25 protein-coding genes and 1 pseudogene are annotated in these 20,532 nt (G+C 28.5%); 25 read left to right on the top strand and 1 reads right to left on the bottom strand.

Annotation, left to right across the window (positions count from 1 at the left end; all coding sequences use genetic code 11):
- Positions 1-130: 130 nt before the first annotated feature.
- From JL105_RS10870 to JL105_RS10820, 9 genes and pseudogenes are all read left to right on the top strand, one after another.
- On the top strand, positions 131-544 hold the full coding sequence (locus tag JL105_RS10870) for a retropepsin-like aspartic protease (RefSeq protein WP_132029077.1): 414 nt from the start codon (positions 131-133) through the stop codon (positions 542-544).
- Positions 545-725: 181 nt separating this feature from the next.
- Positions 726-1,274 (top strand): GNAT family N-acetyltransferase, encoded by a 549-nt coding sequence (locus JL105_RS10865; protein WP_158280056.1) that lies wholly within the window; start codon positions 726-728, stop codon positions 1,272-1,274.
- Positions 1,264-1,893 carry a class I SAM-dependent methyltransferase gene (locus tag JL105_RS10860; protein WP_132029071.1) on the top strand — a complete coding sequence of 210 codons (630 nt, stop codon included), beginning with the start codon at positions 1,264-1,266 and terminating at the stop codon, positions 1,891-1,893. Before JL105_RS10865 ends, JL105_RS10860 begins: the two co-directional genes overlap by 11 nt.
- Positions 1,894-2,167: 274 nt before the next feature.
- Complete coding sequence (locus JL105_RS10855) at positions 2,168-2,617, top strand: GNAT family N-acetyltransferase (RefSeq protein ID WP_132029068.1); 450 nt, start codon at positions 2,168-2,170, stop codon at positions 2,615-2,617.
- Between the two features lie 151 nt (positions 2,618-2,768).
- On the top strand, positions 2,769-3,005 hold the full coding sequence (locus tag JL105_RS10850) for a hypothetical protein (RefSeq protein WP_202690520.1): 237 nt from the start codon (positions 2,769-2,771) through the stop codon (positions 3,003-3,005).
- A gap of 312 nt (positions 3,006-3,317) precedes the next feature.
- A complete protein-coding gene (gene rhuM / locus JL105_RS11725; RefSeq protein ID WP_132029207.1) occupies positions 3,318-3,557 on the top strand; it encodes a RhuM family protein in 240 nt (79 codons plus the stop codon).
- 70 nt (positions 3,558-3,627) lie between these two features.
- Positions 3,628-4,104, top strand: coding sequence for an RNA polymerase sigma factor (locus JL105_RS10840; protein ID WP_202690519.1), 477 nt, complete (start codon positions 3,628-3,630; stop codon positions 4,102-4,104).
- Positions 4,097-5,502, top strand: a pseudogene (locus JL105_RS11635) (serpin family protein). Before JL105_RS10840 ends, JL105_RS11635 begins: the two are co-directional and overlap by 8 nt.
- Positions 5,503-5,567: 65 nt before the next feature.
- Positions 5,568-5,804, top strand: coding sequence for a hypothetical protein (locus JL105_RS10820; RefSeq protein WP_158280055.1), 237 nt, complete (start codon positions 5,568-5,570; stop codon positions 5,802-5,804).
- A 397-nt stretch (positions 5,805-6,201) separates the two neighbouring features.
- Here JL105_RS10820 and JL105_RS10815 read toward each other — a convergent pair whose 3' ends face one another.
- Entirely contained in the window at positions 6,202-6,570 is a 369-nt protein-coding gene (locus JL105_RS10815; protein ID WP_132029056.1) for a DUF6483 family protein, read from the bottom strand.
- 159 nt (positions 6,571-6,729) lie between these two features.
- Here JL105_RS10815 and JL105_RS10810 point away from each other — a divergent pair, with 159 nt between their 5' ends.
- From JL105_RS10810 to JL105_RS10740, 16 genes are all read left to right on the top strand, one after another.
- The gene (locus JL105_RS10810) at positions 6,730-7,350 is read left to right on the top strand and encodes a DUF5052 family protein (protein WP_132029053.1); all 621 of its coding nucleotides are present in this window, start codon (positions 6,730-6,732) and stop codon (positions 7,348-7,350) included.
- 118 nt (positions 7,351-7,468) lie between these two features.
- The gene (locus tag JL105_RS10805) at positions 7,469-8,980 is read left to right on the top strand and encodes a YfcC family protein (RefSeq protein ID WP_132029050.1); all 1,512 of its coding nucleotides are present in this window, start codon (positions 7,469-7,471) and stop codon (positions 8,978-8,980) included.
- Between the two features lie 41 nt (positions 8,981-9,021).
- A complete protein-coding gene (pepT, locus tag JL105_RS10800; protein ID WP_132029047.1) occupies positions 9,022-10,248 on the top strand; it encodes a peptidase T in 1,227 nt (408 codons plus the stop codon).
- A gap of 85 nt (positions 10,249-10,333) precedes the next feature.
- Positions 10,334-11,533: an FprA family A-type flavoprotein gene (locus tag JL105_RS10795; protein ID WP_132029044.1), complete on the top strand. Its 1,200-nt coding sequence runs from the start codon at positions 10,334-10,336 to the stop codon at positions 11,531-11,533.
- 177 nt (positions 11,534-11,710) lie between these two features.
- Positions 11,711-12,373, top strand: a complete 663-nt coding sequence (locus JL105_RS10790) for a YczE/YyaS/YitT family protein (RefSeq protein ID WP_132029041.1) — start codon at positions 11,711-11,713, stop codon at positions 12,371-12,373.
- A 295-nt stretch (positions 12,374-12,668) separates the two neighbouring features.
- On the top strand, positions 12,669-12,794 hold the full coding sequence (locus JL105_RS11605; protein WP_273542364.1) for a hypothetical protein: 126 nt from the start codon (positions 12,669-12,671) through the stop codon (positions 12,792-12,794).
- 15 nt (positions 12,795-12,809) lie between these two features.
- Positions 12,810-13,484 (top strand): response regulator transcription factor, encoded by a 675-nt coding sequence (locus JL105_RS10785; protein ID WP_202690518.1) that lies wholly within the window; start codon positions 12,810-12,812, stop codon positions 13,482-13,484.
- A gap of 167 nt (positions 13,485-13,651) precedes the next feature.
- Entirely contained in the window at positions 13,652-14,512 is an 861-nt protein-coding gene (locus JL105_RS10780) for a sensor histidine kinase (RefSeq protein WP_237722281.1), read from the top strand.
- Positions 14,513-14,607: 95 nt separating this feature from the next.
- On the top strand, positions 14,608-15,372 hold the full coding sequence (locus JL105_RS10775) for an ABC transporter ATP-binding protein (RefSeq protein ID WP_132029032.1): 765 nt from the start codon (positions 14,608-14,610) through the stop codon (positions 15,370-15,372).
- Positions 15,359-17,224, top strand: a complete 1,866-nt coding sequence (locus tag JL105_RS10770; protein WP_132029029.1) for an FtsX-like permease family protein — start codon at positions 15,359-15,361, stop codon at positions 17,222-17,224. Before JL105_RS10775 ends, JL105_RS10770 begins: the two co-directional genes overlap by 14 nt.
- Before the next feature lie 103 nt (positions 17,225-17,327).
- Positions 17,328-17,945: a LytR/AlgR family response regulator transcription factor gene (locus JL105_RS10765; RefSeq protein WP_132029026.1), complete on the top strand. Its 618-nt coding sequence runs from the start codon at positions 17,328-17,330 to the stop codon at positions 17,943-17,945.
- The gene (locus tag JL105_RS10760) at positions 17,942-18,685 is read left to right on the top strand and encodes a sensor histidine kinase (protein WP_132029023.1); all 744 of its coding nucleotides are present in this window, start codon (positions 17,942-17,944) and stop codon (positions 18,683-18,685) included. Before JL105_RS10765 ends, JL105_RS10760 begins: the two co-directional genes overlap by 4 nt.
- Before the next feature lie 125 nt (positions 18,686-18,810).
- Positions 18,811-19,140 carry an ABC transporter ATP-binding protein/permease gene (locus tag JL105_RS10755; protein ID WP_132029020.1) on the top strand — a complete coding sequence of 110 codons (330 nt, stop codon included), beginning with the start codon at positions 18,811-18,813 and terminating at the stop codon, positions 19,138-19,140.
- Positions 19,037-19,684, top strand: coding sequence for an ATP-binding cassette domain-containing protein (locus JL105_RS10750; RefSeq protein ID WP_158280054.1), 648 nt, complete (start codon positions 19,037-19,039; stop codon positions 19,682-19,684). Before JL105_RS10755 ends, JL105_RS10750 begins: the two co-directional genes overlap by 104 nt.
- A 137-nt stretch (positions 19,685-19,821) precedes the next feature.
- On the top strand, positions 19,822-20,025 hold the full coding sequence (locus JL105_RS10745; RefSeq protein ID WP_132029014.1) for a helix-turn-helix transcriptional regulator: 204 nt from the start codon (positions 19,822-19,824) through the stop codon (positions 20,023-20,025).
- Entirely contained in the window at positions 20,025-20,462 is a 438-nt protein-coding gene (locus JL105_RS10740; RefSeq protein ID WP_132029011.1) for a hypothetical protein, read from the top strand. The genes JL105_RS10745 and JL105_RS10740 overlap by 1 nt, the downstream gene beginning before the upstream one ends.
- The last annotated feature ends 70 nt before the right edge of the window (positions 20,463-20,532 follow it).

Genomic DNA, 20,532 nt, shown 5'->3' with positions numbered 1-20,532 from the left:
ATCGCTGCATTTTCTATATTATTATTTATTTTAAGTGATGTTTTACAATCAAAAATCCTGTATTATATAGGTATAATATTAATTTTGTTCACTACTATTGTAAATTTGTTTTTCATCGATATTTTAGTAGATAGCGAAAAGATTCCACTTATTTTTTGATACAGGTGCTTCAATTACAGCAATTAGCGAATCAGTAGCTAATAGTATTGGAGCATTGCCTTCATCTGATTCGATAATAGTAGGAGGAAATACAGGAAGGACAGAAAAAGTTACTAAGGGTACAATACCTATGCTTCAAATTGGAAATAACACTATTAAAAATATAAGTGTAATTACTGTACCAGATAATCAATTAGATTTTGGCTTTGATAAAGAAGGAAATAAGCTATCAGTAAATGGCTTTCTTGGTTGGAATGTTATTAATAAATTTAAATGGATGATTAATCCTCTAATTTTCAACTTCTATATTTCAGTTAGAAAAATTAAAATATTCTTATTGCTTATTTTTATATTATATGTAGCAAATGGAGGTATAAATAAGTGAAATATCCATTTGATTGTATAAGCGAATTTATAACTGAAGGTTTACTAAAGTAGATAACACCATAGGTGTTTTCATAGAAATAATAAAAAAGGAAGTGGTCGTTATGATAAAAATAACAGCTAAGCGTGTAAGGAGGGTTCACGCCCTATAAACCCTCCAAATAAATTTAATGGAGGAAAGTATGAGAATTCAAAAGGATAATATTGTAATTAGAAGTGCTACTATCGATGATGCTATTCAATTAAACAAGTGGTGGAATGATGGTAGGGTTATGGAACATGCAGGTTTTCCCAATGGTTTGATGGAATCTTTAGAAGATACTATGAATAATATCAGAAGCTGGGAAGGCAAATTAAGCCAGCTTTGTGTGATAGAAATTGATGGCAAACTTGTAGGGGAACTAAGTTATAGGATTAAAGATGATAATGTAGCATATCCTGGATGGAAAATATGTGATTTTAGTTACCAGAATCAAGGATATGGGCCTAAAATTATCAGAATGTTATTTGAATTCCTTTTTACAGATGAGGTCATAAATTCCAAATTTCCAATAGAGAAAATTATTTGGGATACAATGCTTGATAACGAAAGGGCTCAATATGTTTATGAAAATAAAATTGGGGCTCGGAAAGTTGGAGTAAGAAAAGGCTGTTGGAAAGACCAAAATGGTCAATTGAGAACTGCTGTTGACTATGAACTTAGTAAGGAGGACTTCTTTAATGCTAGATGATAAAGGTTTTGATTTATGGGCAGATGGTTACGAAAAAAGTGTTCAGTTAAATGAGGAGGACAATGAATATCCATTTGTAGGATATAAAGATGTTTTAGGTACTATTTACAATATAGTTCATAGAAAAGAAAAAGCAAAAATATTAGATATTGGATTTGGTACAGGAGTATTGACGAAAAAACTATATGATGATGGATATAAAATATATGGTATTGATTTTTCACAAAGAATGATAGAAATAGCAAAAGAAAAAATGCCTTTAGCTAAACTATTTCAATATGATTTTTTTAAGGGTTTACCTAAAGAACTTGAAAGTATACAATTTGATTATATTATAAGTACCTACGCAATGCATCATTTGGAAGATGAAGATAAAATTAAATTGATTAATAAACTAGAAGAGTATATCTCAAGAGATGGTAGAATTATTATTGGAGATGTAGCTTTCCAAACAAGGGAATTGCTAGAGCAGTGTAAAGCAAAGTATGAAAATTATTGGGATGATGAAGAAATATATTTTGTATTTAATGAATTGAAAGAATTTTTTCCTAAAGAAGATATTAGTTTTACAACTATATCCCATTGTGCAGGAATTATTCAGCTTAGAAAATTGTCATAGCCTAAATTCATATAGAAAAGGCTATATTTAATAATCTTGCAATTAAAACACTAGGTTCTAGGTGATGAAGCCTAGTGTTTTAATTTTAACTATTAAATACATTATATTTATTTTGCTAGTAGAACTGATACGGTGAACCATACCATAAGTAGGACAAGCTATGGATTATAGGATAATGATTAGCTTATTAGAAACCATTTCTATAAATCTTTATTTAATGATATAATATTTGTATTATTCAATATATTGACAATTTATGTTAAGGAGGTGCAAGATGTTTTTTAATACAACTGATTTGAAAAACAAAGAAATTTATTTACATTTATATAAAACTGCTGATGAAAATATAGAAAAGGGATATGTTCCTGCATATTATTTTAAAATTATGAGAAGTATAGATGATATTGAAATAGGGCAGTGTGATTTGAGGATTGGGCACAATGATAATACAAAATACGGTGGAAATATAGGATATGAAATATATAAATCTTTCAGGGGAAATCATTATGCCGGGAAGGTCTGTAAATTGTTATTTTTATTAGCAAAGAAACATAAAATGAAAGAGATTATTATTACATGTTCACCAGAAAATATTGCATCTAGAAAGACCTGTGAATATTGTGGAGCTGAGTTAGTTGGTATTATTGATGTGCCACAGTGGCATGAGCTTTATAAAAGTGGGCGAAAGAAAACTTGTCAATATATTATAAGATTAGATAAATAATAATTATAATAATATGGGCATTAATATGCAACTATACATAAAAAATTATTGGTATATATACATACTTAGTTATTATAAAAAATGAAGAGATAAAATGTTTGAAAAACTTGATGATTTATTATAAAATTAACTAACAATGGAGGTAGAAAATATGGAATATATATCTATAATTTTAATAGCCATTCTATTTACTATTTTTAATACAAATATTAATGTATTACAGCGTGATCAAAAACGTATAGAATTAAAACTGGATAGAATTATTGAGCATCTTGGATTACCTGAACCATCTAAGGATAAAATAAATGATGAGTTAAAAGATGAGCTAATAAAACTTATTGAAGCAGATAAAAAAGTTAAGAGATGTTACTGGAATGGAATTAGTTGAAGCAAAAGAGTATGTAGATAGTTTATAATAAAAATTAAAAATTATTGTGGGAAATAAGCTTCAGATAAGTTGAAAAAGCTTAAATATTTGAGGCAGGATAAAGTGATTCAGTATAGATTGAATTTCCACAAATGAAGAATCAGATATATAAGTTTTATAAAGCAGTAGGTTTATTATCATGAAAACCTACTGCTTTTTATATACCTCCTATTAATTAAAGTTAATTTTTATTGTATATCTACCACCAAATAAGTTTTGCCAGTAGAATTGATATGGTGAACTCTATCACAAGTAGGGACATTTAGGAGTACTATATTATTTCAAAGAGATAGGTCTATTATATCTAGGCATATAAATAATATATATGAAGAAGAATTAGATAGGGATTCAACTATTGCAAAATATGCAATAGTTCAAAGCGAGGGAAATAGAGAAGTTAAACGAGAAGTAGTATATTATAATCTGGATATGATTATTGCTGTATGGTACAAGATTCGTTCCTGCGAAGGTAGATTATTTAAAAAATGGGTTACATCTGTATTGGGTGAATAAGCTATTTTTTATTATATAAACGCAATCTTTCTTGTGTTCATATAGTATTAATATTAAAGGTGGTGATATTTTGGATTTGAAAGAGCATGTTACAAATATTGTCAATCAGTATTCAAATATGGTATATAAATTAGCCTTGGCAAGGACTAAGGACAAAGCAGATGCTGAAGATGTATTTCAGGAGGTTTTTATTAGATACATGAAAAATTATCAAAAAATTGTTTCTGATGAGCATTGTAAGGCATGGCTTATAAGGACTACAATAAATTGTAGCTACGATATATTTAAATCTCCATGGTTAAAAAAAACAGTTTCTATGATAGATAATCTAATATTTAGTATTGAAGAAAGAAGTAATGTATATTGCAGTGTATTAGAATTGCCCAAAAAATATAGAACAGTGATCCATCTTTTTTACTATGAAGATATGTCTATTAAAGAAATAGCTGAGGCACTTGGGATAAAAGAAGGGACAGTGAAATCCCAATTACATAGGGGAAGAAATATGTTAAAGGAATCTCTGAAAGGGGAGATTGATTATGTTTAGAAAATTATATAGAGAAGCAAATAATGATATTAAAGTGGATAAATCTATAAAAGAATATACCATAGAAAAGATGCTAAATACAAATGTAAATAAAAGAAGATCTAAAAATATTTTTAAATTTGCTATACTAATGGTAGCTATGGTAGTAGTTCTATATAGTTTCTTTAATAAGAGTAATAGAATGGATATCTATGCCATAGCAGAACCAACGTATCCAACAAAAATTAAATTTGATGATTTAGATGAAAAGATAAATAGAAGAGAAGATATAGATGAAAGTTTCTTAAAAAACCTTAAGGATTTTTCAATTAAATCTTCTTCATTAGTACTAAGGGAAACAGACAAAGATACAAATAGTCTTTATTCTCCAATAAGTTTATATATGGCTTTATCTATGGCTTCTGAAACCGCTAATGGAGATACTCAAAAAGAGATTTTAGGAGCATTAAATATGGATAATATTGAAATGGTAAGAAGTGAAACGGGGAAATTATTTAGAAGACTTTATTATCATAATGAAATAGGAAAACTAAGTCTTGGAAATTCTTTATGGCTAAACAAAGATGTTGAATTTAATAGTGATTTACTAGATTTACTGGCAAAAGAATATTATGCTAGTTCTTTTAGTCTAGATTTTAATGATAAAGAAAGCCCTAAAAGGATTAGCAAATAGGTATCAGAACAAACAGGTGGGAAGCTTGGAAATAATTCTGACGATTTTTCCTTTAATTCAGATGATGTAATGACATTGATAAATACTATATATTTTTATGATGAATGGGTAGATAGTTTTAATGTTAAGAATACCATAGAAGATGAATTTTATCTTGCAGATGGAAGCACAGTTAAATCTGATTTTATGAATATGACCTATGGTAGTCACAGTTTTGTAGGTGTTGATGGATATACTGTTTCTTATCTTAATTTAAAGAATAGTAGTCAAATGGTATTTATTTTACCTGATGAAGGAGTATCTCCATATGATATTATATCAGATCCAGAATTATTGGATGAAGCTTTAAATTCATTATCAACAGATGAAATGCAGATGGGAGAAGTTATATTTAAGATTCCTAAATTAACTTTTCTTCAAGTCTTGAGTTAAAGGATATTTGTGAAACTTTAGGAATAGAAAAGGCATTTGAAATAACAGCAGATTTCACTAATCTTTCAAATACTAAACCCTTATTTATTTCAGGTATTAAGCAAAATTCAGCTATATCAATTGATGAGAAAGGAGTAGAAGCTACAGCTTTTACCCAAATAGATTATTGTGGAGAAGCACAGCCAGATGGAAAAGCTGAAATGATATTAAACAGACCTTTTATATTTGCAATAACAGGGGTAGATGGGTCACCTTTATTTATTGGAATTATTAATAATCCAAATATAGAATAATAGTTTACATTATATGAATTAGACAAGATGAAGACTTTTGTATTGAATTATACCTGAGAAATCCTATGGAAATGGATGCCAATAAATTTGTCTATAAAGAAGATAATATTGCAAAATATATTATTAAGCTTTGTCAGGCTTTAGCTGAACTTGCATATCAAAATTCTATAGGAATTATTGATAACTATATATTTAGACAAAAAGAAAAGGAGATTTATTGGGCAATAAATCGAGTATTAGAGAAAAATAATAAGGTTAAATTATTCTTTAACTTAGAAGAATTGTTATTAGTAGGAAATTAGAAACAAAATTTACTATTTTATATAAATTGGTTCTATTAATATAAAGGTTCATTCTACCTTATGAGTTAACTACTAAACATATTTTATTTATTTTGTTGGTAGAACTGATACATGGAGAACTCAATCTCATATTGAGAATGGTATAAAAAAGAAGTTTAAAAGATTTAGAGGTAATGGTGTAAGTTTGAAATTGCATACTTATTGAAATATAATAGGATAGGGACTATCGGAATTAACGCCTGTGAAAAAGCAGAGAACCAAAAGCTATGCTTTTGTGTGAATCGCTTTGTTTCTTTACCTAGATAGTAGATTACGAGGTCAATGAAACAGGAAATTGAAATTTTAGTAGTGATGCTATAAGTCGTCACTTCAGCGATGGGAGGCTCACGAAAGATTTTTAGGAGAAAAACATCTTCAAACCAAGCTTTTTACTTAATTCCTTTAATCCTTCTTCTATTTCTTTTCTGGTAAAATTATTTTCACTTAAATAATCATCGCTAAAATTGTTTATTTTTTCATAGAAGTCTAAAGCTAATTCTATATATTTTTTATTACCTGGATCTAAATTTTCAAATAATAAATTCTCCGCTTCATTTATTTTTCCTTGATTTAATAAAAAAAGCAATTCTTTATACAGATAATCAGTATCTGTATATTCTCCTGTATCTGGTAATTGGTAAATTGGTATATCTTTATTTAAAAATATTTTAGATAAAAATCTTACTAAATTTCTAATTTGACGCATTATATAATCTTGTTTATACATGAATATACCTCCATAGTGAAAATTTTTTCTTATTTCATTATATATCATATAATATATAAATTTAAATTACTATTTCTAGATGTATTGTTTGCAATCTATGCTATAATGTTGTATAAGAAATAATCTTTAGTTTGTAAATTTTTTAAAAAAGGAGAGAAAATGAAAAAGTTAAATAAAAAATCAAAAATTGTATTAATACTTATAATAAACATATTTATATTTAGCTTATCAGGTTGTGCTCAAATTAGGGACAAGCTTAAAACTATTAGAGGTGAATTAATAGGTATACATTTTACTATCTCAGCCTATGATCATTATGCAAATAAAACCCTAGAAGTAGATGGAAGTAAAGTAACAGTAGGAGTTTTAGAAAATGAAGCTAATATTGATCCATCATCTACAGGATATCAATCTGGAGTACTTGAAATAACTGTAAATGGAAAGCAAATGTTTCAAGTAGGAAATACTGTTATTTTTGCAGAAGACGGCTTAGATGTGGTTGAGGATTTTGAATTGCCTAGTGATATAACTGTAGGTAAAGGTGGAGGATTTGTTCCTATGGACAGGTTTATCAATAATATAAAAAATAAAATTGGGAAAGAAAAAACTATTATTATTTCTAGTCAAATGGGAATTCCTCTAGCTGTTTATCAAGGTAAAAATGTGTATGTAACAGTTCCTGATGATTTACCTAAGATGACAAGACTTAACATTGATGGGAAATCTTTGTATATTCATAGAGCCAATTATATAATTTTAGATACGGAAATGATGAAGTAAAAAGGGTTGATATATCAACCCTTTTTTTACGTTATAAACTAAAATATTTTAGTGGATAAAATTAAAGGCTTTGGAAAAAATAAAACTACAAAATAAATTTTAAATTAGAGGTGAAGAAATGAATAAAAAGAAGAAATTAGAATTTCCAACGGCTTTTACAGTTTTGTTCATTGTTTTAATACTAGCAGCAGCTCTTACCTATATAGTGCCAGCAGGGCTTTATTCTAAATTAGTATATGATAGTGAAATGGATGTTTTTGTAATAGAAGACCAAGAAGGGAATACTACCACAGTTTCAGCTACTCAAAAAACATTAGATAACTTAAATATTAAAATGGATATAAGTAAATTTAAAGATGGTAGTATTAGAAAACCTATTGCAATTCCAGATACTTATCAAAGAATTCCTCAATCGCCTCAAGGGATAGTATCAATTATAATGGCTCCAGTGCAAGGGATAATGGATACTGTAGATATAATGGTTTTTGTACTTATATTGGGAGGCATTATTGGATTAATTAACAAAACTGGTACTTTTGATGCGGCTATTGCTGCATTATCAAGGCGAACTCAAGGGAAGGAATTTTTCTTAGTAATAATTATTTTTTCACTGATAGCATTAGGAGGTACAACTTTTGGATTAGCGGAAGAAACTATTGCCCTATATCCTATACTAATGCCTATATTTATAGCCAGTGGCTATGATGCTATAGTTTGTATTGCAGCAATTTATATGGGTTCTTCAATTGGAACTATGTTTTCTACAACAAATCCATTTTCTGTAGTTATAGCATCTAATGCAGCGGGTATATCTTTCAATGAGGGACTTACTTTTAGAATTATATCATTGATTTTAGCTATGATTATAACATTAATATATATTTATTATTATGCAAAAAAAACTCAAAAAGATCGTAGAAATTCTCTAATTTATGAAGAAATGGATAAAATTGAAGAAAAATTTTTGAAGGACTATGACCCAGATAATGTGATCCCATTCGATTGGAGAAGAATATTAATTCTTATAATATTTTTAGTAGCTTTTCCAATTATGATTTGGGGAGTATCTACAGGAACTTGGTGGTTTCCTGAGATGTCAGCATTGTTTTTAGCAGTAGCTATAATAATTATATTTTTATCTGGGCTTTCAGAAAAGGAAGCTGTTAATACTTTTTTAGATGGAGCAGCAGACTTAATAAGTGTGGTATTAATTATTGGAGTTGCGAGAGCAATTAATATTGTTATGGACAATGGAATGATCTCTGATACATTGTTGTTTTATACTTCTTCTATAATTAAAAACATGAATACAGGAATCTTTGCAGCTGTACAAATGTTATTATTTAGTATTTTAGGTTTTTTTGTACCATCTTCCTCAGGATTGGCAACATTATCCATGCCAATTATGGCACCCTTAGCTGATACTGTAGGTATATCTAGAGCAGTTGTAGTATCTGCATATAATTGGGGTCAAGGTTGGATGGCTTTTATAACTCCAACAGGGCTTATTTTAGCAACTTTAGAGATGGTGGATGTAACCTATGATAAATGGTTAAAATTTATTCTTCCTTTAATGGGAATAATAGGAGTTTTTTCAATAGTAATGCTTGTTATTCATACGATATTGTAATATTATAATTATATATAGAATACTAATGAAAGGATGATTATATGGATAAAATTGTAGAAAGATTTATAAAATATATAGGAATAGATACTAGGTCTGATGAAAATTCTAGTACTTGTCCTAGCACTAAGGGTCAATTAGAGCTAGGTAAATTATTAGTAGAAGAATTGAAAGAATTAGGTATAGAAGATGCTAAGCAGGATGAAAATGGGTATGTATATGCAACTCTTAAATCTAATATAGATAAAAAGGTACCTACTATAGGATTTATTGCTCATTTAGATACTAGTCCAGATTTAGACGGGAAATGTATAAATCCAAGGATTTTTACTTATGAAGGAGGAGATATTAAATTAAACAACCAATATACTATGACTGAAAAAGAGTTTCCATATCTTAAAGATTTAGTAGGTAAAGAATTGATTACTACAGATGGAACTACACTATTAGGTGCAGATGATAAGGCAGGAATTGCTGCTATAATGAATGCTGTGGAATATTTGATTAATCATCCAGAAATAAAGCATGGAGATATTAAAATTGCATTTACACCTGATGAGGAAATTGGTAGAGGAGCAGATAAATTTGATGTAAAAGGATTTAATGCTGATTTTGCATATACTATAGATGGTGGACCTTTAGGAGAATTGGAGTATGAAAATTTTAATGCGGCTTCGGTAAAGATAGAAATTCAAGGTAAAAATGTACATCCTGGTACAGCTAAGGGTATTATGATAAACTCTTTAAGAGTAGCTATGGAAATTGAAAATATGCTACCAGTAAATGAAAAGCCTGAATATACAGAAGGCTATGAAGGCTTTTATTTATTGGATAATGTTAATGGCAGTGTAGATTATACTATAATGAATTATATTATTAGAGATCATTTTATGGAAAAATTTGAACAAAAGAAAAATTATATTAGGAATGTAGTAGATTTTTTAAATGATAAATATGGAGATATAATAAACATAGAAATAAAAGATAGTTATTATAATATGAGAGAAAAAATAGAATCTCATATGGAAATTATAGAGCTAGCTAAGAAATCTATGTTAGATCTTGGAATAGAGCCTAATATTAAACCTATTAGAGGTGGCACAGATGGAGCAAGACTTTCTTATATGGGATTACCTTGTCCAAATTTATTTACAGGAGGATATAATTTTCATGGAAGATATGAATTTATTCCAATAGAATCTATGAAATTAGCATCAAAATTAATTGTAAAAATTGCAGAAAATAATGTTAATAATAATTTTTTGATATAATGTTAAAAGTTTTATTGAACAATGATATTAAACATAATATTTTCAATATAACTAAAATAAAAAATATAGAAAGGGGGATATATTAATGTACAATGTTAGAGAAGTAACTAAGGATTTATATTGGGTTGGTGGGAATGATCGTCGCCTTACTTTATTTGAAAATATCCATCCTATTCCAGAAGGTATTTCTTATAATTCATATTTACTTTTAGATGAAAAGACTGTGCTTTTAGACACAGTAGATTGGTCAGTATGTAATAAATTTATAGAAAACGTAAAATATGTTTTAGGCGATAGACCTTTAGATTATATGATTATAAATCATATGGAACCAGATCATGCAGCATGTATAGGAGAAGTGATATTTCACTATCCAGATGTAAAAATTATAGGTAATAAAAAGACATTTACATTTATGGAACAATTTGGCTTCAAAGTAAATGGAAACTATATAGAAGTTAAAGATGGGGACACTATATCTTCTGGAGGACATGAATTTTTATTTATATCTGCTCCAATGGTTCACTGGCCAGAGACTATGGCAACTTTTGATACTACAAATGGAGTATTATTTTCTGCTGATGCTTTTGGAACTTTTGGCTCTTTAGATGGGAGATTGTTTAACGATGAAGTAGATTTTGAGAGAGAATTTTTAGTACCAGCTAGAAGATACTACACTAATATAGTAGGGAAATATGGACCTCAAGTTCAAACTTTATTAAAAAAGGCTAGTGAATTAGACATTAAATATATTTGCCCATTACATGGACCAGTATGGCGTACAAATTTGGATTACATTATTGATAAATATGAAAAATGGAGTAGTTATGAACCTGAAGAAAAAGGCGTAATTATAGTATATGGCTCAATGTATGGAAACACAGAGGCAGCTGCTGAGGACTTGGCTAGGAGATTAGTAGAAAAAGGTATGACTAATATAGTTATGTATGACGCTTCAAAAACCCATGTATCCTATTTAATTGCAGATACCTTTAAGTTAAGTCATATAGTTTTAGCTTCTTCAACTTATAATTTAAATATTTATCCGCCAGTAAGAGAATATTTATTGACTATGAAAGAATTAAATTTACAAAAACGTACAGTGGGTATAATTGTAAATGGGACTTGGGCACCTAGAGCTGGACAATTGATACCAGAACTTTTAGCTGAAATGAAAGATATGAATGTTTTAGAAAATAAGGTATTAATAAAATCATCCATGAAAGAGGAAAACATCGATGAAATGGATGCTCTTGCTGAAAGTATCATAGAATCTATGAAATAAATATTAAATATAAAATAAAGCCAACTTATTGCTTGCAATAAGTTGGCTTTATTAAACCAAATAATACAAGGACATTAGTTAAAAGAGTTAACGATAGATTAGACGAAAAGTATTCTATAAATAGCTACTAAAATGATATAATAAAATATAATAGTATAATTAAAAGGGGAATTTTAGATGAGGAAAAATATTTTAGCATTTATAAAATTATTTTTTGGTTATTTCGTATGTGCTGTAGGCATAGTAATGACTATAAATTCAAATTTAGGATTAGCCCCTTGGGATGTTTTCCATCAAGGACTATCAAAATTAACTGGCATTACAATAGGGAGAGCCCATATTTTAACAGGTGTTAGCATAGTGGCATTAAGCAGTATATTTGGAGAAAAGGTTGGTTGGGGTACCATATTCAATATGTTGTTTATAGGAATATTTATCGATTTTCTCATGTTAAATAATTTAATTCCCATATTCAACAAATTTTTACCTAGTTTAATTATGATGCTTTTAGGATTATTAGTTTTAGGATTTGGTTGTTACTTGTATCTAAGTGTTGGATGGGGTTCAGGTCCTAGAGATGGACTTATGATTGCTCTTGTAAAAAAGACCAATAAATCAGTAAGGTTTATTAAAAACATACAAGAAATCATTGCAGTATCCATTGGTTATATATTAGGAGGTAGTGTAGGGATAGGAACATTCCTTATGGCTATTTTAGGTGGGTATTTTATGCAATTTGCATTTAAAATTGCTAAATTTGATGTTAGCCAGATTCAACATAGATTTATAGAAGATGACATAAAATTTATTAAAGAGAAATTTATATGTAAAAAATCCTAATTACAAAAATAAAATCAATCTAATTTTAGCCGAGATACTATTGATTTCAGAACATTGCCGAATAACTAGGAATGATTTACAGCTTGATTATAGCATATTTTAGAATATTTAGTAATTCACCTCCTATTATAGAAGAAATGCAGATACTAAAAATATTGTTCCACTTAAAAAGGTCCCTAAGCTTCAAATTAATCCAAAAGGTATAGTTATCAAGAATAGTAAAGAAAGAACTGCTTTTGAATCCACAGCATTAAGAGAGCATTTCAATCCAGATATAGATTTAGGACCAATTATTATGGAAACGGCGAGAAGATTTGAGCCTTTTGAAGGTAAAATTGTCTGTTTAGAATTATCTGAGATAGATGATGATGGAATTGAAGTTATTTATACTCATAAGTTGGGAGGAAGCAGTAATTTTTAATACGGGGTGTTATCTATGTATAAGATACTCATAGTAGAGGATAATAAGGTTCTTTGCAACAATATAGAAGAAGGAATTATTAAATGGGGTTTTGATGTGATTTCTATAGAAAATTTTGAAAATGTATTAGAGGAGTGTGCAAAACATAATCCCCATTTAGTAATTATGGATATAAATTTACCTTATTTTGATGGATTTTATTGGTGTAAAAAAATAAGGGATATATCTAAAGTTCCCATCATATTTTTATCTTCAAGGGATAGTAATATGGATATAGTAATGGCGGTGAATATGGGTGGAGATGATTTTGTTACCAAGCCATTCTCTATGGATATTCTATTGGCAAAAATACAGGCACTTCTTAGAAGAGCTTACTCCTATGGATCAGATGATAGACAGATAATAGAATGTGATGGAGCAATTTTAAATATTAACGATGGGACATTAACCTATAATGATAAAGATATAGAACTTACAAGGAATGAATTTAAAATACTTCAATTACTTATGAAAAATAAAGGCAAGATAGTAACAAGGGATAGGATTATGAGAGTCCTTTGGGAAAGTGAGTATTTTATTAGCGAAAATACCTTAACTGTAAATGTAAATAGGCTTAGGAAAAGACTAGAAGAATTAGGATTGAAAGATTTTATAGTGACCAAAAAATCACAAGGATATATGATACCATGACCTTCTTTAAATATATAAAGGATTCATTTAGAACAATTTTATGTTTTTTATTAATTATTCTAACCATCAATTTAATATTGATAAGCAGTACAGACATAGACAAATCAATATTGGATATTCTATATATGAATATACTCCTTTTCTCTATTTTTATTGGATTTTTGGTAATGGGTTTCATAAAGTGGAAGCATACATATAGGGATTTGAAAAACGCATTGGATAATGGGAATAGTATAGAAGGTTATATTCCAAATGGAGAGAAGCTGGAACAATTATTAATAAGGAAAATAATTGATTTCAAAAACAAAGAAAAATTTGAGGAAGTAAAAGATTTGAAAAGAGATCTAGAGGAAATAAATGACTATATAACCAAATGGGTTCATGAAATAAAAATACCTTTGTCCGTGTGTGAACTTATGGCTGATAGGATAGAGGAGGAAGGACTATATGATACATCTAAGGAATTAAGACAGGAAGTAGAAAGGATAAACTTTCTTATAAATCAGGTATTATATACTAGTAGAGCCTCCAGTTATTCTCGAGACTTTATAGTTGAGGAGGTCAATTTAGGAGCATCAGTTAGAAGTGTAATTAAGAATAATATTAATTCCTTTTTGTCTAAAAAGATAGAAGTAGAAGTTGGAGATTTGGATTTCAATATATTTACCGACAGTAAATGGACCTATTATATATTAGAACAGATAATTAATAATGCTTGCAAATATGTAGATATTCATGGCAAAATTGAAATTTTTGCAAAGGAAACTGATGAGAGTATAATACTTTGTATTAGGGACAACGGGATAGGTATTCCTGCTAAAGATATAGATAGAATCTTTGATAGAGGATTTACGGGAGATAATGGAAGAAGGACAAAAAAATCTACTGGAATGGGCCTGTATATTTGCAAAAAGGTTGCAGATAAGCTGAACATAAATATTCAGGTAACTTCTGAAGTATCAAAATATACGGAGTTTAGAATAATTTTTTATAAAATATCCGATTATTTGAATGTGACAGAAATGTAATGTTTATGTTCATATTGTCACCACAAGCGATGGAATCCAGATAATTAACATACTAAAATATAGTTAAGTATTAAGTAGAAATTGGAGGGGGCAATATGGAAATAGTACTTGAAACACAAAAATTAAAGAAAGAATATGGTGGAAAGGGTTTAATTTTTACAGCTATAGAAGATATTGACTTAAAAGTATATAAAGGAGACTTTTTAGGAGTAATGGGACCATCAGGAGCTGGAAAGACTACCCTTTTAAATATTTTATCCACCATCGATAGACCTACTTCTGGAGAAATATATTATGAAGGTAAAAATATATTAAATATGAAAAATAGAGATCTTTCAATATTTAGACGAAATAATATAGGATTTATATTTCAGGATTTTAATCTATTGGATAGCATGTCTGTTGAAGATAATATGGCATTGCCTTTAGCTCTTTCAAAGGTAAATCCAAAAGAGATAAAAGAAAAAATTGAAAAGTTGAGTAAGTTTTTTGGATTGAAAGACCAATTGAAAAAATATCCTTACCAATTATCGGGAGGGCAAAAACAAAGGGTAGCAGCAGCTAGAGCTCTTATTACTTCTCCTTCCATAGTGTTTGCAGATGAACCAACTGGTGCATTGGATTCAAAATCTTCACAAGAATTGTTGCAATGCCTATCTCAAATGAATGAAGAGTTTAACACCACTATAATCATGGTAACTCACGATGCTTTTGCAGCTAGTTATTGTAAAAGAATATTATTTTTAAAAGATGGAAGAATTCATGCTAGGATAGACAAGGACTCCACTAGGAGAGAGTTTTTTAAGCGAATCATCGATTTTCTGGGTTCTATGGGAGGTGGAGTAGATGAACTCTTTTAAAATAGCTATTATTAATTTTAAAAGGAATATAAGAACTTATAGCTTATATCTTATGGCAATGGTTTTTTCTGTAGCTACTTATTATAATTTTGTATCTATGAGATACAATCCTCAATTTTTGGAGGCTAAAGAAATATCAGCTTATATTGAAGGTTCATCTATGACTGCCTCTATGCTTATGATAATGTTTTTGATATTTTTTATAGCATATTCTAGTAGTTTTTTCTTAAACCAACGGAAAAGAGAAATAGGTGTATATGCTTTCATGGGAATTGACAATTATAAAATAGCTCTTATATTTGCTTCAGAAGGATTATTATTGGGAATAATGTCAGTAATCTTTGGACTAGGTACTGGAATTTTATTTAGCAAATTATTTATGATGATGCTTGCAAAAGTAGCTCTTTTAAATATAAGGATTAACTTTTTCATATCAAAAAAAGCTATTATTGAAACAATAATTCTTTATTCAATTATTTTAGGTATTACATTTTTAAAAGGATATCTAGAAATTATTAAGACCAATTTAATAGATCTAATGAATTCATTAAAAAAAGAAGAAGAACTTCCTAAAATCAATTATTTTAAAGGAATAGTATCAATAGTAATTATAGGAGTAGCCTATTATATTGCAATTAACTATGAAAAATTTGGATTTGGTACTGCCCTTATGGTTACAGTGATTCTCATCATATGGGGTACCTATTGGTTATTTGGGTCTTTTTTCTCTATGATTATAAGATATTATATAAATAAAAAAGGCTTTCTATACAAAGGTACAAATATTATAAGCATTTCAAATATGGGATTTAGAATTAAGAACAATTATAGGACTCTTGCAGCAGTAGCAGTATTGATAACAACTTGTATAACTTCCTTTGGCACAGTGAGTTCTCTTAAATATTATGTAGATGAAAACCATAAGATAGAAGTTCCCTATACTGTTACTTATATTTCAAGTAATGAAGAAGAAATAAAAAAGGTAGATAAAGTAATCGAAAATTCAAGCCACAATGTAGAACTAAAAAATAATGCTAATTTTTTATATGTCCCTGACTCTGAAGTTGTAGTGGTTAATTTATCTACTTTCAAAGATATATTAATAGATTTAAAAGTTGAAAATAGAGAAAAAATAATATCTAAATTTAAATTATTAAGAAATGAAGCAGGTTATATTGAAAGACCAGGAGTGATGATGAGTATTTTGGAAAAAAATGATATTCATATAGGAAATCAGAAATATAATATAAAAGTCAATACTAAGGTTCCTCTTTTTGGGAAAGGTGTACCTTTTCCCTGCATAGTTGTAAAGGATGATGAATATGAAATATTAAAATCCAAATTCATTGAGAAACAGTTCAATGGAATCATACTTGACAATCCAGAAGATACCAAGGACTTAACTTTTGAACTGGTAAAGGTATTAACAGAGGAATCATGGTTATATACTTACTTTGTAGCTGGGGCAACATTTTATGATTTTACTGGAATAGTCTATTTCCTTGGTGCATTTTTGTTTCTAGTATTTGTATTTGCTACAGGAAGTATAATCTATTTTAAAATATTGAGTGAGTCCTTTGGAGACAAAAACAAATATGAAATACTTAAGAAACTAGGAACTACAGATCTAGAAATACACGAATCCGTTTCAAAACAGATAGGTATGTTTTTTATATTACCCCTAGTGGTTGGCATAATTCATAGTATGGTGGCTATTTCCGTATTAAGCGATATTATGAAGTGCAACTTAATTAAACCTACAATCGTAAGCATAGGAGTATTTGCATTAATGTATGGTATATTTTATGTATTCACTAGGAGGAAGTATATAGATATTGTATCAACAACATAAAACCATCCACATAAACTAACAAAAGTTCTTTTTTGTTTGACCTTCAAACAGAGAGAACTTTTTTATTTTTTGGTAAAATGTAGAATAAAGAGTTTCAATTATCTTGCAGTCAATCTTATCTGCTGAAGCTTTTCATTTTGAATGGCTAGAGGATTTTTCTTATGATATTATTCTTTTAGACATTCAAATGGCAGAGCTTAGTGGAATTGAACTTGCTAAGCTAATACGTGAAAAAGACAAACATATACAAATTATATTCGTAACTGCAATACCAGATTATATAGGTGAAGGTTATGATGTAGATGCGATAAATTATTTAATAAAGCCTATTAGTGAGGAAAAATTAAGGGAATGTTTAAGTAAAGCCATAAACAAAAAAGAAATCCAGCCAAAATCTATTCTCATTGAAATAGATGGAGGAGTACATAGAATATATGAGGATTCTATAATGTATTTGGAGATTGAAGGTCATGAATTATTTATCCATCAAGAAGATAAAACTATTAGCATAAGAAAACCTTTAAGTGAAATGGAAGAACTTCTATCAATGGACGAATTTATAAAGCCTCATAGATCTTATTTAGTAGCATTAAAATATATAAAATACATAGATTCAAAGAAAATTACTTTAAAAAATAGAACTACAATTCTCATAAGTCGTGGAAATTCTAAAGAAGTTCAGAGGAAATTTTTTAATTATTTTAAGAGGGATGTAAAATGACTATTACTATTAGTTTATATACGCTTGTTTTGATAATTATCATCATTGGATTCATTCTTTATGTTTTATATAGAATTTTCTTACCTAAAGTAGTAGATAGACGAATCTCAACATATCAAAATGAGTTATTAGAAAATCATATATCAGAAATAGATGAACTATATCATAAAATTAGGGGCTGGAGACATGATTATCATAATCATATTCAAATTATGATTGCTTATTTAGAATTAGGAAAAACTGAAGAGATGATGAAGTATTTAAGGGATTTAGATAAAGATTTATCTACTATAGACCAGGTTATAAAAACTGGCAATATTATGGTGGATTCAATACTAAATACTAAGATTTCCATAGCAGGAAAAAATAATATTAAAGTGACTGCTGATGCAGTTGTTTCTGACAAAGTAGCTATTTCAGATATAGATTTATGTGTAATAATAGGAAATTTACTGGATAATGCCATAGAAGCCTCTATGACAGTAGAAAATGAAGAAGAAAGATTTATTAGGATATATATTGCAGAAAAAATGGACCAATTTTATATTTATGTTTCCAATTCTTTTGAGGGGAAAATTAAGAAAAAAGGTAGTAAATATTTTACTACTAAAGATGAAAGACAACGGGGCTATGGTATTATTAGAATAGATGGAATTGTAGAGAAAAATCAAGGTATGATTAATAGGCAAAGTGAGAGGGATATTTTTGCAACGGAGATAATATTGCCTTTGTCATATTAAAAATGAGATAGTGGGGACTGTTTGAAGTGACTGGTATGACCCCCAAAAAGTATACAAAATAGGGACACTATTATATACTATAATTTAAGATTGTAGGATTTTCAGAATGGTTATCTAATATTGTAGTGCAAATTAATGATTATGTAGCCTATTCTTCTCAAATTAATATTATGAGAAATTTCTTTGAAAAAGAAGATGATTTAAATAGGAAGCATAATCAATATAAGCCTAATTTAAATAAAGCACCTAGTATTGAATTTAAAAATGTATCTTTTAAATATGGAGAAGATGGAGATTATGTATTAAAGAATTTTAATTTTAAAATAGCACCAGGAGAAAAAAATAGCTCTTGTGGGAGTAAATGGTGCAGGAAAGACTACTATTGTATCCTTGCTTATGAGATTATTAAAGTCAACAGAGGGAGAAATTATAGTAGATGGAATATCTCAAGATAAATACAATATATATGAATATTATTCCCTGTTTTCTACAGTGTTTCAAGATATTTATATAATGCCAGATACAATTTTAAATAATATAACTTCAGGAGAAGAAAATCCTGATATGGAAAAGGTATATAAAGCTTTAAAAGATGTAGGACTATTAGATTTTGTAAATAATTTGCCAGAAAAAGAAAATACTTATTTAGTTAGAACTAGTAGAGATAATGCCATAGATTTATCAGGAGGTCAAAATCAAAGATTATTACTGGCAAGAGCACTATATAAAGATGGGCCTATAAGCATTTTAGATGAACCAACAGCAGCACTAGACCCTATATCAGAATTTGAAATATATACTAAATTTGACGAAATAGTAGGAGATAAAACAGCAATCTATATTTCCCATAGACTTTCTTCCTGTAGATTTTGTGATGATATAGTAGTGTTTCATGAAGGAGAAATAATTCAAAGAGGAAGTCATGAGGAGCTATTAGAAGAGAGCCAAGGGAAATATTATGAATTATGGAATGCTCAGGCTCAATATTATGTTTCCTAGGATGATTAATTAGCAGACTTATAATAGTCTGCTTTTATTTAAGAACTTATGGAAAGTATACTTGACATTATTTTTAATTTCTCGTATACTAATAGTGTAAAGCAAACTTTACAAATTGAAAAGGAGTTGATTGTTTTGTGAAAAATAGATTAGAAGAAATTAGAAAGCAAAGAGGAATTACACAGGAAGACCTTGCCAGGACCTTAGAAGTTTCAAGGCAAACAGTAAGTTCATTAGAAAATGGGCGATACAATCCATCTATTATTTTAGCCTTTAAAATTGCTCGATATTTTAATATGTCTATTGAAGATATATTTATTTATGAGGAGGAGGGAAAATAATGCTATGTAAATCAGGTAAGAATAACAGATATTGGGGCACAATGATTGTCATTGGTATTGTAACATTAGTATTTAGTATTGTATCCTATGGAAATTTTCCAGAAGATGCACATAATATGTATATGCTTATGGGTATGTTTTCTGGTTTAGGTGGTACATTTACTGTTGTTGGAATTATTAAATTAATACGCTATAAAAAAATTTCAGTTGAAAAATTAAAAGAAGAGGAAATTGAATTAAAAGATGAAAGAAATATTCAAGTATCAATGGCAGCTTATAGTATTGCAAATAAAGTAGCATCATTTCTTTTTGTAATTATGGCATTTTTATTTGTCTGGCTTGATTACAGAACCCCAGCTTTTATTTCTATAGGAGCATTGTATATTCAAATTTTAGCTTTTTTTATTGCACGTAAATATTTTAATAGAAAAATGTAATAATAAAAAATCATGTGGGAAGTTTATGATTTTGTATTATTGATAGAGTAATATGTTTTTAAGGAGGTAT

This window comes from Keratinibaculum paraultunense (assembly GCF_016767175.1).
In the GTDB taxonomy this organism is placed as follows: domain Bacteria; phylum Bacillota; class Clostridia; order Tissierellales; family Tepidimicrobiaceae; genus Keratinibaculum; species Keratinibaculum paraultunense.
Note: the sequence above shows the minus strand (reverse complement) of the source record. Positions and strands in the feature narration are given on the sequence as shown.